Annotated in this window: 14 protein-coding genes, 1 tRNA gene, 1 other RNA gene and 1 other annotated feature; of the genes, 13 read left to right on the top strand and 3 right to left on the bottom strand. The window is 37.9% G+C overall.

Features of this window, described 5'->3' with window-relative positions; genetic code table 11:
• Positions 1-54 precede the first annotated feature (54 nt).
• The 9 genes from pepT (at position 55) to smpB (ending at position 8,897) form a co-directional block, all read left to right on the top strand.
• Complete coding sequence (pepT, locus tag DYE54_RS02830) at positions 55-1,275, top strand: peptidase T (RefSeq protein WP_115309815.1); 1,221 nt, start codon at positions 55-57, stop codon at positions 1,273-1,275.
• 128 nt (positions 1,276-1,403) lie between these two features.
• Positions 1,404-1,608: a binding site (T-box leader), on the top strand.
• Positions 1,609-1,657: 49 nt separating this feature from the next.
• The gene (gene cysS, locus DYE54_RS02825) at positions 1,658-3,112 is read left to right on the top strand and encodes a cysteine--tRNA ligase (protein WP_115309814.1); all 1,455 of its coding nucleotides are present in this window, start codon (positions 1,658-1,660) and stop codon (positions 3,110-3,112) included.
• Positions 3,102-3,569 carry a Mini-ribonuclease 3 gene (locus tag DYE54_RS02820; RefSeq protein WP_115309813.1) on the top strand — a complete coding sequence of 156 codons (468 nt, stop codon included), beginning with the start codon at positions 3,102-3,104 and terminating at the stop codon, positions 3,567-3,569. Before cysS ends, DYE54_RS02820 begins: the two co-directional genes overlap by 11 nt.
• A gap of 16 nt (positions 3,570-3,585) precedes the next feature.
• The gene (rlmB, locus tag DYE54_RS02815; protein WP_115309812.1) at positions 3,586-4,314 is read left to right on the top strand and encodes a 23S rRNA (guanosine(2251)-2'-O)-methyltransferase RlmB; all 729 of its coding nucleotides are present in this window, start codon (positions 3,586-3,588) and stop codon (positions 4,312-4,314) included.
• A gap of 12 nt (positions 4,315-4,326) precedes the next feature.
• Positions 4,327-4,863, top strand: coding sequence for an NYN domain-containing protein (locus tag DYE54_RS02810; RefSeq protein ID WP_115309811.1), 537 nt, complete (start codon positions 4,327-4,329; stop codon positions 4,861-4,863).
• Positions 4,864-4,943: 80 nt separating this feature from the next.
• Positions 4,944-5,615 carry an RNA polymerase sporulation sigma factor SigH gene (sigH, locus tag DYE54_RS02805; RefSeq protein WP_115309810.1) on the top strand — a complete coding sequence of 224 codons (672 nt, stop codon included), beginning with the start codon at positions 4,944-4,946 and terminating at the stop codon, positions 5,613-5,615.
• A 14-nt stretch (positions 5,616-5,629) separates the two neighbouring features.
• Positions 5,630-5,866, top strand: coding sequence for a preprotein translocase subunit SecG (secG, locus tag DYE54_RS02800; RefSeq protein WP_115311069.1), 237 nt, complete (start codon positions 5,630-5,632; stop codon positions 5,864-5,866).
• A gap of 54 nt (positions 5,867-5,920) precedes the next feature.
• Positions 5,921-8,314, top strand: a complete 2,394-nt coding sequence (gene rnr / locus DYE54_RS02795) for a ribonuclease R (protein WP_115311068.1) — start codon at positions 5,921-5,923, stop codon at positions 8,312-8,314.
• Positions 8,315-8,417: 103 nt separating this feature from the next.
• Positions 8,418-8,897: an SsrA-binding protein SmpB gene (gene smpB, locus DYE54_RS02790; protein ID WP_115309809.1), complete on the top strand. Its 480-nt coding sequence runs from the start codon at positions 8,418-8,420 to the stop codon at positions 8,895-8,897.
• A 127-nt stretch (positions 8,898-9,024) separates the two neighbouring features.
• Here the strand turns inward: smpB and ssrA are convergent.
• Positions 9,025-9,368: a transfer-messenger RNA gene (ssrA, locus tag DYE54_RS02785) on the bottom strand.
• 267 nt (positions 9,369-9,635) lie between these two features.
• Here ssrA and DYE54_RS02780 point away from each other — a divergent pair.
• A tRNA-Leu gene (locus DYE54_RS02780) sits at positions 9,636-9,719 on the top strand.
• Between the two features lie 101 nt (positions 9,720-9,820).
• Here the strand turns inward: DYE54_RS02780 and DYE54_RS02775 are convergent.
• On the bottom strand, positions 9,821-10,852 hold the full coding sequence (locus DYE54_RS02775; protein WP_115309808.1) for a YeiH family protein: 1,032 nt from the start codon (positions 10,850-10,852) through the stop codon (positions 9,821-9,823).
• Positions 10,853-11,138: 286 nt separating this feature from the next.
• On the opposite strand from DYE54_RS02775, the gene DYE54_RS02770 reads away from it, so the two are divergent.
• Entirely contained in the window at positions 11,139-11,693 is a 555-nt protein-coding gene (locus DYE54_RS02770; RefSeq protein ID WP_115309807.1) for a YagU family protein, read from the top strand.
• A 142-nt stretch (positions 11,694-11,835) separates the two neighbouring features.
• Here the strand turns inward: DYE54_RS02770 and DYE54_RS02765 are convergent, their stop codons facing one another.
• Positions 11,836-12,240: a ferritin family protein gene (locus tag DYE54_RS02765; protein ID WP_115309806.1), complete on the bottom strand. Its 405-nt coding sequence runs from the start codon at positions 12,238-12,240 to the stop codon at positions 11,836-11,838.
• A 434-nt stretch (positions 12,241-12,674) separates the two neighbouring features.
• On the opposite strand from DYE54_RS02765, the gene DYE54_RS02760 reads away from it, so the two are divergent.
• Positions 12,675-13,238: a TetR/AcrR family transcriptional regulator gene (locus DYE54_RS02760; protein WP_115309805.1), complete on the top strand. Its 564-nt coding sequence runs from the start codon at positions 12,675-12,677 to the stop codon at positions 13,236-13,238.
• Positions 13,231-14,361: an efflux RND transporter periplasmic adaptor subunit gene (locus tag DYE54_RS02755; protein ID WP_115309804.1), complete on the top strand. Its 1,131-nt coding sequence runs from the start codon at positions 13,231-13,233 to the stop codon at positions 14,359-14,361. Before DYE54_RS02760 ends, DYE54_RS02755 begins: the two co-directional genes overlap by 8 nt.
• Positions 14,362-14,365 lie beyond the last annotated feature (4 nt).

The following is a 14,365-nucleotide window of genomic DNA, read 5'->3' as shown; positions in this document are numbered from 1 at the left end:
CTGTGGGGGCATAGTTAAACAGTTTCATAGTTTGTTTTATTAAGGAGGATTATTATGGAAACGATGGTTGAACGTTTTTTGCGTTATACAAAGACTAATACACGGTCTAACGAAGAGTCTACAACAGTGCCAAGTACTGACACACAAGTGGCATTTGCTAAGGTACTAGCTGCTGACTTAACAGAGATTGGGTTAGAAGGTGTAAAAGTCAATGAAAATAATGGTTTTGTCATTGGCTCTTTACCAGCTAATACAGAGGAAGTTGTTCCTGCTATTGGCTTCATTGCTCATATGGACACAGCTGATTATAATGCTGAAAATATAGCCCCACGTATTATTGAAAACTATGATGGTACAGATATTCTCCTTAATAAAGATAAAGAATTATATAGTCGTGTAGCTGATTTTCCTAACTTAAATAACTATAAAGGACAGACTTTAATTGTTACTGATGGCACTACTTTGCTAGGCGGTGATGACAAAGCGGGAATTGTGGAAATTATGGAAGCGCTTCGGTATTTAAAGATGCATCCAGAAGTGAAACATGGTCTCGTGATGTGTGCCTTTGGTCCTGATGAAGAAATTGGTCGTGGCGCTGATTTATTTGACGTAAGAGATTTTCCCGTTGATTTTGCGTATACAATTGATGGTACTCGCTTAGGTGAGCTAGAATATGAAACATTTAATGCTTGTGCTGCTACCGTAGAACTTCATGGTGTATCAGTTCATCCAGGGTCAGCTAAAAACACCATGATTAATTGTAATAAATTAGCTATGGAATTTGACCGTATGTTACCACAGGCAGCTGTTCCAGAACTGACTGAAGATTACGAAGGTTTTATTATGTTATCAAGTAATGAAACCGGTGTGGAATCAGGAACGATGAAGTACATAATTCGAGACCATGATCGCGCCTTATTTGAAAGTAAGAAGAAACTTTTTGAACTGGCTGCTAAGGTATTAAATGAACGGTATGGTCGTGAAGTAGTGACCTTGACGCTTAAAGATAGCTACTACAATATGTATGATGTAATTAAAGATCATATGGAATGTGTAGAAATTGCTAAAGCCGCTATGGAAAAAGCTGGTGTAACACCATTGATTCAGCCAATCCGTGGTGGCACTGATGGCTCTAAGATTTCTTTTATGGGGATTCCAACACCAAATCTATTTACTGGTGTAGAAAATTTACATGGGCCACACGAATTTGCTTGTGTGGAACATATGGAATTAGCGGTTAAAACAATCATCAATATTGCTTCTGTAGCAAAATAATTTGACAGTTTTAAACTAATTGAGCACTATTTAATTTTGCTGTAATTATTGATAGACAGTTAGCGTAGAAACATTGACTTTAGTTAGGTTTCATGCTATTATACTCTATATATCGATAAAAATTGTTATTAAAGACGATGAACGAAAGAAGTACTTTGAGACTAGCTTTACAGCGAGAACTAAATGGTGGAAGGGTTCATGTGTAGCCAAGGGAAATGCATTCGGGAGTTAATAGACTGAAATGAGTATGTCTATTCGGTCACGCCCGTTACGCGTTTGAGTGAGTGCTACATAGGACTTAACAGAGTGGAACCGCGGGCCACCGTCTCTGTAATGAGATGGTGGCTTTTTATATTTTTATGGAAGTGAGGCATCGGTAGCGATGAGAGAAATTAAAGTATTCAATACGATGACAAGAGAAAAAGAAGTATTCAAGCCAGTAAAGGAGGGAGAAGCAAAGATTTATGTATGTGGTGTAACGCCATATAACCATCCTCATATTGGGAATGCTCGTCCATTTGTTACTTGGGATGTTATCCGTCGCTATTTGACGCATATTGGCTATAAAGTAACGTATGTGCAAAACTTTACGGATGTAGATGATAAAATTATTAATACGTCCAATGGCGAAGGTGTGTCTTGGGATACAATTGCCAATCGCTATATTGAGTCCTATTTTGAAGTAATGGATGCACTTCATGTACGTCATGCTGATGTATATCCACGTGTATCGGAACATATTGATGAAATTGTAGCAATGATTGCCACTCTTATTGAAAAAGGTTTTGCCTACGAATTAGATGGTGATGTGTATTATAGTGTAGAAAAATTTGAAGAATACGGTAAATTATCTGGACGTACATTAGAAGATATGGAAGCTGGTGCTCGTGTAGATGTAGACGATCGTAAACACAATCCAATGGACTTTGCTTTATGGAAAAGTGCAAAACCTGGTGAACCATCTTGGGAAAGCCCATGGGGGCAAGGACGTCCGGGTTGGCATATTGAATGCTCGACTATGAGTAATAAATATTTAGGCGAAGAGTTTGATTTCCATGGTGGTGGCAGTGATTTGATTTTCCCGCATCATGAAAATGAAATTGCTCAGTCAGAAGGGTGTACCGGTCATCATCCAGCTGTTCGTTATTGGTTGCACAATGGATTTATTACAATTAATCAGGAAAAGATGAGTAAATCGTTGAATAACTTCTTCTTAGTTAAAGATATTTTGGAAGAGTATAGTCCTGATGCACTTCGTTATTTCTTGTTGAGCACTCATTATCGTAGCCCACTGGATTTCAGTGATGAACGATTAGAAGAAGCTAATAAATCGTTAGAACGTATGACGACAGCTATTGAAAATCTTCTTTATCTAGAAAATCAAGAAGAAGGCGAATGCGATGATGAAGCAAAAGCACTATTAGAAAATGCTCGTAAATATGCTAATGAATTTGAAGATGCCATGGCTGATGATTTTAATACATCCTTAGCTGGTGCCCCTATGTTTGGTTTAGCTAAAGAAATTAATATTTATTATCAAGCTGTGCAAAATTGCAATGGCAAAGTGTGCCATAAAACATTGGATGAAGTTAAATCTATCTTCAAGATGATGACGGATATCCTTGGTATCTTAGAACAAGCTTGGGAAGGTCCTAATGCGGGGGCTGGCGCCGAAGAGTATGAACAATTAATGCAAGTAATATTGAATGTTCGTCAGAATTGCCGTGAACGTAAACTTTGGGATTTAGCCGATGCTATTCGTGATGAATTAGCTAATATTGGCGTTGTAATTGAAGATTCGCCACAAGGGGCTCGGTGGAAGAAACGTGAACTTTAAGCGCTATCAATTTTTACGAGCTACAGCGATTGAAAAACTAAAAGGTACAATTGAGCATGAGGGAAATACAACAGCAAATGCTGAGGATTCCCTCATGCTTGCCTATATAGGTGATGCTGTATATTCTCTATTTGTGAGAGAACGGATGACAGAAGCTGGTATTATGAAGGTTCAAGTACTTCATAATTTGGTAACAGATTTTATCTGTGCTAAGGCTCAAGCTAAAGTATTACAAGCTTGGGATACAGAACAAGTATTAACGGACGTTGAACAGCAAGTAGCTAAACGGGCTCGCAATAGTCAAGTTCATGTGCCGAAAAGTGCCACTGTTCAAGAATATCGAGCTAGCACGGCCTTTGAAGCGGTTCTGGGGTATTTATATCGTACGAATCAAACTGAACGTTTACAAACGCTAATGGGACAGGCTTTTCAATACACATTAAATTCGATGAAATAAAGGAGACTGAATAACTATGAGTGATTATATTGTAGGACGCAATGCGGTGCGCGAAGCGTTAAAAGCAGACCGTACGATTCAGCGCCTTTTTATTGCGAATGATAAAGTGCAAGGTTCGATGCAAGAAATTATAGGGCTTGCCAAATCTAAAGGGATTGAAATTCGTCGCGTTGGGGATAATCAACTGGCTAAATATGCCAATGGTGTCGTACATCAAGGTGTTGTTGCTTTGGCCTCACAAGTGAAATTTGCTGACTTAGAAGAAGTATTAGCTGCTTGGCCCACCGATAAAGCGCCTATCCTTGTTTTATTGGATGGTATAGAAGATCCGCATAATATGGGGGCCATTATTCGTACAGCTGAATGCTGTGGTGCAACAGCAGTTTTGATTCCTAAACGACATACGGCACCAATCAATGCTACCGTTGCTAAAACATCGGCTGGTGCATTAGAATGTATACCTTTAGTACAAGTTGGTAATGTGGCGCAGACGATTGAAGAATTAAAAAAGCAAGGTTTTTGGGTCTTAGGAGCTCATATGGAAGGACAACAAACTTTATATGAAGCTGATTTGACAAGTCCGTTAGTGCTAGTGATTGGTAATGAAGGAAAAGGCTTAAGTCGGTTGACAAAAGAGCGTTGTGATTTTCTAGTGACGATTCCTATGTATGGTCGTCTTAATTCTTTAAATGCTTCCGTGGCGGCAGCGATTTTACTGTATGAAGCGGTGCGACAACGGCAATAATGAGGTCTTACTATGAAAGAAGATATATTAATTGTTGATGGATACAATGTTATCTTTGCTTGGCCTGAATTAAAGAAAATAAGTAAAAGTTCATTAGAACATGCGCGCTCTCGTATTAAAAGTATCTTACAAAATTATGGTAAACATAAAGGCTATCGCGTGATTCTGGTGTTTGATGGAAAGTTTGCTAATCCAGGGGCTGCTGAAGAATATATGACAGAGGATTTTTTAGAAGTATATACGGCTGATGGAGAGACTGCAGACTCTTATATTGAGCGTACTGTATTTACATTTAAAAATACCTATGCTAATGTGTATGTGTGTACGTCTGACTATGCAGAACAAAGCCAAGTATTAGGTTTTGGTGCGTTACGTATTTCAGCAAGAGAATTGAAAGCTCAAGTAGAGCGTGCTAAACTGGATGAGCAACGATTTTATAAAGGCTTTCATAAACGAGATAGCATGCGCTTGCAGCGTAATGAAGTGGGGCATCAATTGGATGGCGAAGTGGCTAAGCAATGGGAAAGCTTGCGCCGTGGTAATAAATAACCTTGCAGAACTAAGGGCTATCAAGTATAATGAGAGATACATTAGTTGTGTTCTGCTAGAATAAGAGAGTGGAGGTTGGCATGTGCGTTAATCAACGCTTAAATGATGAGTTTCGCCGCTATGTTGATTTATCTGATGAGGAAATTTGTAAATTAGCTCAAGAACAAGATGATCATTTAGCTGTGGACTATCTAGTCGATAAATATAAGAATTTTGTACGCGCCAAAGCTCGGTCTTATTTTTTGATTGGAGCGGATAAAGAAGATATTATTCAAGAGGGAATGATAGGCCTTTATAAAGCAACCCGTGATTTTAAAGGCGATCGGTTAGCTTCATTTAAAGCTTTTGCTGAATTATGTGTAACTCGTCAGATTATTACAGCTATTAAGACAGCTACGCGACAAAAGCACATTCCTCTCAATTCATATATATCTTTGAATAAACCTATTTATACGGATGAAGCGGAACGAACATTAATGGATGTTCTCGTTGAGGGGCAAGGAACTGATCCAGAAGAATTATTCATTAATCGGGAAGAGTTTTCTGATATTGAAGAAAAGATGGGATCGATATTAAGTGATTTAGAAGGTAAGGTGTTGATGGGCTACTTAGATGGGAAGTCGTACAATGAAATTGCCGCTGAATATAATCGGAGTGTTAAGTCCATTGATAATGCATTACAACGTGTGAAACGTAAATTAGAAAAATATTTAGCCCATCGCAGTAATGCAGCAAAACAGGATGAGCTATAGGAAGGATGACAATTGTGAGAAATTTTTTGATGTTTGCAGAAGTGGTAGTAGCTATTTTATTGATTTTAGTGGTAGTGTTACAATCGAGTAAAAGTGCTGGTATGGGTGGTGCCGTTAGTGGTGCTGCTGACTCTGTATTTGGTGGTAAAGCTCGAGGTATAGACGGGTTGTTATCGAAATGCACTATCGTGTTGGGTATTCTTTTTGCCATCTTGAGCTTATTCTTAGGAATCTACTTAAATCAATATTAATGGGAGCCTGCCTTGTGCAGGCTTTTTTGGTAGAGGTAAGAAACTATGGAAGATATGAAAAATAAGATTTTAGCTTTTTTTAAAGCGATTAGTCCTGAAGCGTATCATGTGGAAGATGCTGCCTATATTCTAGGTATTAAAGGGGCTGAAGAATTAGAAACTTTTATGAGTCAAGTAAAAGAGTTATCTGAGGTTGGTTTATTGGCAAAACGAAACGGAGATTACTACAGACTAGCAGTGCCGATGGTAGAGGCTAATAATAAGCCACAACAAGCAAATACGGTAGAAGGTACTTATAAAAGCTTACGTAATGGCCGGGGCCTTGTGGTGGTCGAAACAGGAACACATGAAGTACTTATTGGGTCAGATGATCGTAATGGGGCCATGCATAATGATAAAGTAATAGCTCATATTTTTCGATTTGGTCGAATTGGGGATCAGCGACCAGAAGGGCGCGTTGAACGTATAATAGAACATGTAAATACATCAATTGTTGGCACTTATGATCGACAACGCCAATTTGGTTTTGTGACACCTGATGATGAACGGTTGGTAGATGATATTTATGTAGCACTGCCTGACTCAATGGAAGCACGGAGTGGGGCCAAAGTGTTAGTAGAAATAAATTCTTGGCCTGATGGCAAGGGACGTCATCCGGAAGGTAAAATTACTCAAATATTAGGCTATACTGGGGATGTGGGCGTAGATATTAATTGTATTATGGCAGCGCACAAGATTCCTTTCGCCTTTCCAGAACCTGTATTAAAAGAAGCGGAAACAGTGTCTTTTGATGTGTCGGTCACTGGCAAACGATTAGATTTGCGAGATGTGCCTATGATTACAATTGATGGTGAAGATGCGAAAGATTTAGATGATGCTGTAAGTTGTAAGCAATTAGCTAATGGTCATTATCAACTAGGTGTTCATATTGCTGATGTAAGTCACTATGTAAGAGGTAATACTGCTCTTGATAAAGAGGCGTACAAACGAGGAACTAGTGTTTATTTAGTCGATCGAGTAGTGCCTATGTTGCCGACCGTGTTATCGAATGGTATTTGTAGTTTAAATGCTAAAGAAGATCGCTATGCTATGAGTTGTATCATGGAAATTAATCATGTTGGTAAAGTGGTTGATTTTACAATTAGCCCTTCAGTTATTCGTGTAGATCGTCGTTGTAGTTATCCAGAAATATATAAAGCCTTGGAAGAAGCGATTATTCCTGATGATTTATTACCATTAATGCCGATGGTACATGAATTGCATGAAGTAGCTAAGATTTTAATTGCTATGCGTGAAAAATCAGGAGCCTTATCGTTTGAGTTCCCTGAATATAAAATTTTATTAGCTAATGATGGTACACCACTCAAAATTGTTCGTAAAGATAGGACGATTGCAGAAAAAATTATTGAAGCTTGCATGTTGCTTGCTAATGAAACCGTAGCTACATATTTGCGTGATTCAGGAAAACCATCTATATATCGTATACATGAACAACCAAGTGAAGAAAAACTTCAAGCCTTGCAGACTGTAGTTACCTATTTAGGTAAGCCATTCCATTTAGCAGATGGCGCAGTAGAACCGAAAGATATTCAACAATTTTTGGATAGTATAGCAGGGACTGATATAGAACAGATTGCACAAATTATGACGTTGCGCTCCATGAAACAAGCTCGTTATTCTGCTATTAATGTAGGTCACTTTGGACTGGCTTCGGCTTGTTATACGCATTTTACCTCGCCAATTAGACGGTATCCAGATTTAATTGTTCATAGACTTTTAAAGAAACGTTTACATTGGCCGGATGGATACAGTAAATACGATGATTCTGAAGAATATTTAACAGAGGCAGCTGAACATTGCTCAATGCAAGAACAAGTTGCTGTTGCGGCAGAACGTGATACCAATGATTTGAAAAAAGTCCAATATATGGAGCCTTATGTAGGTGAGGTTTTTGATGGTAGAATTAGCTCTATCACATCCTTTGGTATGTTTGTAGAACTTGAAAATGGTATTGATGGTTTAGTGCATATTGCTACAATGGATGATGATTATTATTTCTTTGATGAAGAACACTTCTTATTGGTGGGGCGTCGAACTGGACGAACTTATCATTTAGGGGAAGCTGTTAAGGTTACATTAATTAAAGCGGATAAAGATAAAAAACAAATTGATTTCTTATTAGGTGAAGTGGATGCAGCAACATTAATTCAAAAGTCTTTACATAGTCGTATGCGTAGATCGGCTTCGGATACCTCGTTCACTAGTCGAGGTAAAAGTCGTAAGACTCGTAAAGGGGCCGACTCAAATGAAGACCGTGGACGTAAAGGCCGTAAGAAAACAGGGCGAGATTCATTTAGTAAAGTTGCTAAAAAATCTAAAAGTAAAAAACAAAGTAAAAAAGGCTCTAAAAGTGGTAAAGGCAAGAAAAAAAGTGGCAAAAAGAAATGATGAAATATAGACAGGTTAAATTGTATCATTTTATATGAGTGATTATGTCTAGCATTTGCTGTAAGATAGAAGTATTATAAAAGGAAGTTGTAGGAGGAACGTAGTGAGTAAGGCAAAAAAAGATAGTAGTAGTTTAATTGCTGATAATCGCAAAGCGCGCCATGATTATCATATACATGAGACATTTGAAGCGGGTATTGTATTAACTGGTACTGAAGTGAAATCCATTCGTCAAGGACGGTTAAATTTAAAAGATAGTTATTGCGCGATTCAAAATGGTGAGTTATTCTTATTTCAAGCACATATTAGCCCTTATGAACAAGGAAATCAGTTTAATCATGAGCCTATGCGCACACGGAAGTTGTTAATGCATCGGAGTGAAATTAACCGCTTGTTAGGTCAAGTAAAAGAAAAAGGTTTTTCTTTAGTTCCTTTAAATTTTCATTTTGCTCATGGACTGATTAAAGTAACCGTTGGCTTAGTGACTGGTAAAAAGAATTATGACAAGCGTCAAGATATTGCTGATCGGGATGCACAACGAGATATTCGTCGGCGTATGAAAGAGCAGAGCAGGGATTATTGATTGTTTAATTGCACAAGTATTACTGGACATTTTAATATTGAGTATTAGTGGATATTTTAATAGTATGGATTAAAAAAGGCAGTAACGATAAGTTATGAAACTCATCGTTACTGCCTTTTAGATGCTATGGTGGAGACGAGGGGAATCGAACCCCTGTCCAAAAGCGTTGCCCCACAGACTTCTCCGAGTGCAGTCGCTGTTTTAGAATCTTAGCTAGCTATTGTACAACGACAAACTACACTAGCCCAGCTCAATGGTTTAACCTAATTTACTTGAGCATATAAAGTAGGCGAGCCCGTAGTTTGACGCCTTATCCCTACTCACGGGCAGAGTAAGGTAAGACGTAGCTTATGCAGCTAATGCAAAGTTTTCTTTTGCGTTTAATTTAAAAGTTCCACCGTTTTACGGCCTCATGGAACGCCGACTCGCTATCTATGATACACGCACCCCTGTCGAAACCATTACGTCCCCATGTGTGTATAATTGTGTATTGCGTATCTTTTATTATAAACAACTAAGGTAGTAGTGTCAAATGAAAAGAGCCTAGGTGATATATGAGTGATAGCTATTATTCTTTTTCTGTTATGGGGTAGTTTTTTTACTAGATGCTGTACATGAGCAAGAACAGTAATAAAAAGAAAATAGACGAAGGAAGAATAGTACATGAAATGAAAAATTTTGAAAAAGTGTATTGACATGATTGTAAAGTTTGCGTATAATAACTATTGTTCCGAACGTGCCGGAGTGGCGGAATGGCAGACGCACTTGACTCAAAATCAAGCGGGTAACACCGTGTGGGTTCAAGTCCCACCTCCGGCACCATTGATTGGACATTGCTTGACTGAAGTGATGTTCTATGAAGACTGTTAGAACCTAGATACTAGGGCTGACAGTCTTTTTTTATTTTCAAAAAAGGGTTATAGTTACCAAAAGCCTAAGGTGTATTGTAAAAATAGTGCAGTTATGGTGATACTACACCAGCACAGAAAACCTGTTAAGAGAGGTTTAGGGCCATTGCTAATTAATTTTAAAATATTTGTATTTAGACCGATAGCGACCATGGCTATTACAATGAAGAATTTAGACAAGCTTTTAAAAGGGCTGAAGATTTCGATAGGGATACCTAGTGCAGAGGATAGCGTAGTGAGTAAACTGGCACTGATAAAGTAAAGGATAAATGCAGGAACTGCTTTTTTTATATTTGGTGCGGTAGTATTTGAGGTTTTCATTTTTTTAGCTGTCCCATAGGCGAGTAGTAAAGTAATGGGGATAATAGTTAAGGTACGAGTTAGTTTCACGGTTACTGCTTTATCTAGCGTTTCAGAGCCAAGATTGAACATGCTATCCCAAGTAGCAGCGGTGGCAGTAACTGAAGAGGTATCATTGACAGCTGTGCCCGCAAATAAACCAAAAGCTTCGCCTGATATAGGGGAAAGACCGAGGAATATACCTAAAGGCGGAAAGAGAAGCGCTGCTATTACATTAAAAAAGAAAATGACTGCAATGGCTTGGGCAATATCTTTGTCATTAGCTTTTATAATAGGGGCTGTAGCAGCAATAGCTGAACCACCGCATATGGAAGAACCAACACCGATTAAAATAGCCATCGTACTATTAATCGATAGATAACGATAACATAAGTAGGCGACTAATAAAGCAATGGTAATGGTACAAATAATGATGGGAAGTGATTGCAAACCTGTTTCAAATACGATTCGTAAGTTTAAACCAAATCCTAAAAGAATGACGGCATACTGTAAAATTTGTTTACTAGCGTAGGTAATTCCTTTTTCGAATAGTTGGCGGTTAAAAGAACATTGAGCAAGCAGCATACCAACTATAATAGCTATGACAGGGCCACCAATTAGGGGAAATTTTTGCCCTAGCATATAGCAAGGAATGGCGATAAGGGTACAGAGCGTTAAACCAAGTCGTTCTTGTTGTAACCATTTCATACACAAGTCCTCCAAAGCGTCATAATAAGATACGGGGCTCTCTAAATGATATGGATTGATAATAGTTTGAGTTTATTTTATCATAAATACTATTAAAAAATTAGTTGAAAATATAAATATTGAATTTGAATAAAAGTGGTGACAAATGACAAAGTTAGTGATAAAATACAAAACTGAATTTAAGTAAAGACGTTGTAGATTGAAGCGGTTACTTTAATTCAGTGGCAGTGAATTGTTGACTGCCACGGTAGTAAGTTTTAAAAGAGGCAAGAAAGGAGGCTTTGTGATGAAAGCAGGTTTTAATTACATCACAGAAGCAGGGAGACGACGCCTGGGCTTATCCATTGTAATCGGTATTATTGTAGGTATTATAGGTGCTATTGCGAAATGGGGTTGGGAAGTACCGTTCCCACCACGTGATCCTAATGTATTTTGGCCATTAGGGGCGATGGAACGAGTAACGCCACCGAAGGTTGTATTAGATATGTTTAATGCACCTGATTTATCATATACTTTTTCAGGTGTGCAGTTGCCACTTGATGTGTTTATCGTGCATGTGTTATTTTCTGTAGTTTTTGGCATTATGTATTGTGTGATTGCTGAATATTGGCCTCGTATAAAAATGTGGCAAGGATGTGTATTTGGCTTTTTTACGTATTTATTTGCTCATGTTATTGTAATGCCTTTGATGGGCTTAGTACCACCATTACCACAGATTCCATTTGATGAAAATCTTTCTGAATTATTTGGTCATTTGTGGTGGTTGTGGATTATGGAAGTAGCTCGTCGAGACTTGCGTAATCGCATGACAGGAGAACTTGATCCTGAGAAATATGTATAGCTGTTGCCAATTAGATAGGTAGCACTACTATAGTAGCTTATAAGCTATTGGATTAAACGAAAAGGTCCTCAGTGAAAATTAGTAGTTAAATACTAGGATTCACGAGGACCTTTTATGTACGTTTTAGCGTATTTATGGATGTTTATTTTCCGTATTTTTCAAAGAGGGATTTTAACAATTTACCATGGTTGATTTCTTGTTTGGCAATAAAATTCATATGGTCAGCAGCGTTTGTAAGGCCGGCAGAGCGGAGTGCATCTGCTCTTTCATCAAGACGATCACCAGCTTGTTCTTCTAATTGTTGAATCTGTTTAGCCACGGCCCAGAAGTCAGGTTTTTGTTCACCATTGCAAAGGGCATAGAAACCAGCGTGTTCCGCTTCTTGTACGGCAATTTCGTGGAAGGTAGCCGCTACATCATCGAGACCTTGTTCTTTAGCTAATAAATATAAAGTCATATATATGCGTGTGCCATGTAACTCGGCTTCAACGCCACCTTTAAAAATTTCTTCAAATTGAGTATCTTTGGTTACATTATAAAAACTCATTAAATTCCTCCTACGAATAACCGTATCTAAAAAGATAATACGCACTAAATTGATAAAGTAATAGTTTGAAACAGTGACTATTACTAAGTTTTTCGATTTGATAGTTTTAGTATACAAGAAAATAAAATTTATGTCAATTAAATTGCGTAAAATTGTTATAGAGGAGAATGTTGTCAAATATTGAGTAGTAAGCTATTTTTGATATTGACAATTGACTTACTTTTAGTTAAACTGAGAAATGGTACTAGAGTTTTCAATTCGGTTTTCGTGAGCTAGTGACGTATTGGATTGGGAGCTTTTTTTATGGATAGAGACTTTATTGAGTACAAAAACTTCATAAATTTTTTGTATGGTCTATGTGTAAGTATTGTGTTTTGAAAAATATAGACTAGGGCTGTTGTGCTTTTAGTTTGTGTGACGTAAGGGAGGCGACAATGAAGCAACGGATTCTTGAAGCAGCTGTAGCTGAGATAGAATTGCACGGCTCGTCATTCCGGATGGATGACTTGGCTAAGCGATTAAATATTAGCAAGCGAACGTTATATGAGAATTTTCATTCTAAAAATGAGATTATAGAGCGGATTTTATTTGAAAAAAGCCAAGATTTTTATAATCTCCATAAAGAAATTCTTGAAGATCCTACATTGGATTGTGTAACTAAGTTAAAGAAGTATTTTTCTGTGCGGTCTGATTTGTATGCTGCTATTAGTGGTGATCATTATCGTTTAATGTTTGCATCAGTTCCATCATTAGTAGATAATGTGTTGCGTGTATTTGAACGTGACTGGGACTTATTAGGAAACTTTTTAAAAGAACAACAACGAATTGGTATTATTAAAGAAGGCGATATAGAAGTGTTGTTGTTGATGTTAAAAGGTGTAGTGCGGACAGTTTTCTATGATGGACATCGCAACCCTGAAGATTGTATTACAATTTTATCAGAAGCTATGAATATGATATTGCATGGTATTTTAAATGAGGAGGCAAAGAATGAGTAAGTTTCGTTTTTCAGGAGCCCTAGTAGCTATTATGGCAATGATGCTAGTAGTAGCTGGTTGTGGCAAAGAGGAGGCGCGGCCTAATGAGGTGGCTGTTAATACCTATAAGATAACGGCTACGGATACGCAGATTGCAACATCGTTTAATGGGACAATTACAGCTCAGAACAAAACGGCGATTCATGCTCGTGTATCGGGACATGTAGTTGAAAAATATGTCAAAGGTGGTCAACAAGTTGTGAAAGGTCAACCTTTATTCCGTTTAGATTCCCGTCAGTATGAAGCTAATTTAGCTAGTGCACAAGCTACAGCAGCGTCTACTAATGCATCGTACTTAAATTCTGAACGTGATTTGCAACGGTACCAACAATTAGCGAATGAAGATGCGATTGCTCGTCAGACGCTCGATACACAAGCAAGTACAGCAGAACAACAACGAGCTGCCTTAGAAGCAAATGAAGCGGCAGTACGTATTGCACAGGATAATTTACAAGATACAGTAATCTATGCACCATTTGATGGCACATTAGAGATGGATGACATTGATTTAGGCTCTTATGTAACGGCAGGTAGTACTACATTAGTTACCATCAATACGGTAGATCCTGTATATGTACAATTTGCTATGAGCGAATCTGAATATTTGGATTTCATGAAAAATAAACAGGGGCAAAGTTTAGATAACTTACCATTACAACTTCGTTTGTCTGATGGATCCATTTATCAGTACACAGGCACCTTAGTACAAGCGGCTAAAAATCTTGACAGTTCTTCTGGCCAGTTGATTTTCAAAGCCTCCTTCCCAAATCCAGAACACATGTTATTGCCTAATATGTATGCTTCTGTTGTATCCCCTGGGGATATTATTAAAGGCGCTATTTTAGTTCCAACAAAAGCATTAACACAGGTATTGGATAAATCGTTTGTATATACGGTAGATGAATCTGGTACGGTAACTCAGGTGCCAGTAGTTACAAGTGGTACACAGGGAATTTATACGATTGTTAAAAGTGGTTTAAAACCAGGTGAAACAGTTGTTGTTGATGGTTTGACTAAGATTCGTAATGGTGTGAAAGTTAATGCCACGGCCTTAACTAAAGACCAAGTAGAAAAGACTAAATAAGGGG

It is taken from the genome of Veillonella criceti, assembly GCF_900460315.1.
GTDB lineage: Bacteria > Bacillota > Negativicutes > Veillonellales > Veillonellaceae > Veillonella_A > Veillonella_A criceti.
Note: the sequence above shows the minus strand (reverse complement) of the source record. Positions and strands in the feature narration are given on the sequence as shown.

Coding starts and splice junctions, on each gene's coding strand:
- pepT (WP_115309815.1), top strand. CDS start 55: ATGGAAACGATGGTTGAACGTTTTTTGCGTTATACAAAGACTAATACA.
- cysS (WP_115309814.1), top strand. CDS start 1,658: ATGAGAGAAATTAAAGTATTCAATACGATGACAAGAGAAAAAGAAGTA.
- rlmB (WP_115309812.1), top strand. CDS start 3,586: ATGAGTGATTATATTGTAGGACGCAATGCGGTGCGCGAAGCGTTAAAA.
- DYE54_RS02810 (WP_115309811.1), top strand. CDS start 4,327: ATGAAAGAAGATATATTAATTGTTGATGGATACAATGTTATCTTTGCT.
- sigH (WP_115309810.1), top strand. CDS start 4,944: ATGTGCGTTAATCAACGCTTAAATGATGAGTTTCGCCGCTATGTTGAT.
- rnr (WP_115311068.1), top strand. CDS start 5,921: ATGAAAAATAAGATTTTAGCTTTTTTTAAAGCGATTAGTCCTGAAGCG.
- DYE54_RS02775 (WP_115309808.1), bottom strand. CDS start 10,852: ATGAAATGGTTACAACAAGAACGACTTGGTTTAACGCTCTGTACCCTT.
- DYE54_RS02770 (WP_115309807.1), top strand. CDS start 11,139: ATGAAAGCAGGTTTTAATTACATCACAGAAGCAGGGAGACGACGCCTG.
- DYE54_RS02765 (WP_115309806.1), bottom strand. CDS start 12,240: ATGAGTTTTTATAATGTAACCAAAGATACTCAATTTGAAGAAATTTTT.
- DYE54_RS02760 (WP_115309805.1), top strand. CDS start 12,675: ATGAAGCAACGGATTCTTGAAGCAGCTGTAGCTGAGATAGAATTGCAC.
- DYE54_RS02755 (WP_115309804.1), top strand. CDS start 13,231: ATGAGTAAGTTTCGTTTTTCAGGAGCCCTAGTAGCTATTATGGCAATG.